We start from the raw sequence: 1142 nt of genomic DNA on the forward strand, positions 1-1142 counted from the left end.
GATGCAGATCGTCCGTTCGATGGAAGGAATGCAAAACGCGCGTATTATTCGCCCTGGTTATGCTATCGAGTACGATTTCTTCGATCCGCGCGACCTGAAGCCGACGCTGGAAAGCAAATTCATCCAGGGGCTGTTCTTCGCCGGTCAGATCAACGGCACCACTGGGTATGAAGAAGCGGCTGCGCAGGGCCTGCTGGCCGGTCTGAACGCTGGGCGTTTCGCCGACGAACAAGAAGGCTGGGCGCCACGTCGCGATCAGGCTTATCTCGGCGTGCTGGTGGACGACCTCAGCACCCTCGGCACCAAAGAACCGTACCGCATGTTTACCTCACGCGCCGAGTATCGTCTGATGCTGCGCGAAGACAACGCCGATCTCCGCCTGACGGAAAAAGGCCGCGAGCTGGGTCTGGTGGACGATGTGCGTTGGGCGCGTTACAGCGAGAAGCTGGAGCGAATCGAACGCGAACGTCAACGCCTGCGCGACATCTGGATGCACCCGCACGCCGAGAACGTCGAACAGGTCAATGCCTTGCTGAAAGCACCGCTGTCGCGCGAAGCGAACGGCGAAGAGCTGCTGCGCCGTCCGGAGATGGATTACGCGCAGTTAACCGGCACCGACGCCTTCGCGCCGCCGCTGGGCGACGTACAAGCGGCTGAACAGGTCGAGATCCAGGTCAAATACGAGGGCTACATCGCTCGTCAGCAGGAAGAGATCGAAAAACAGCAGCGCAACGAGAATACCTTGCTGCCGTTGGATCTCGACTACCGTCAGGTTTCGGGACTGTCGAACGAGGTGATCGCCAAGTTGAACGATCACAAACCGAACTCCATCGGCCAGGCTTCGCGCATCTCCGGCATTACGCCGGCGGCGATCTCGATTTTGCTGATCTGGCTGAAAAAGCAGGGACTGCTGCGCCGCAGCGCATAAATCTTGCATCCAGGCGGCCGTTTGCTCAACCCGTAGCCAAACGGCCGCTGACATCACTTGCGCCCTGAATTATCATAGTCGCCTCATTGCGCCAGCTAACCATCCGCTGGTCGTTCAGCGCCTGCCAGAGGATCCGTTGTGCAAAAAAAATTAGACTCGCTGCTTGCGGCGGCAGGCATTGAGCTGCCCGATCAGCAAAAACAGCAGCTGCTGG

Annotated in this window: 2 protein-coding genes; one reads left to right on the forward strand and one right to left on the reverse strand. The window is 59.0% G+C overall.

Annotation, left to right across the window (positions count from 1 at the left end; genetic code table 11):
• The coding region (locus tag ACZ6S8_RS39650; protein WP_469463272.1) for an FAD-dependent oxidoreductase at positions 1–928 on the forward strand (928 nt) is incomplete at its 5' end.
• A 25-nt stretch (positions 929–953) separates the two neighbouring features.
• On the opposite strand, the gene ACZ6S8_RS39655 is transcribed toward ACZ6S8_RS39650, so the two are convergent.
• A partial coding sequence (locus ACZ6S8_RS39655) for a hypothetical protein (RefSeq protein WP_469463273.1) occupies positions 954–1142 on the reverse strand: 189 nt, incomplete at its 5' end.

This window comes from Streptomyces sp. NPDC048461, from assembly GCF_055587105.1.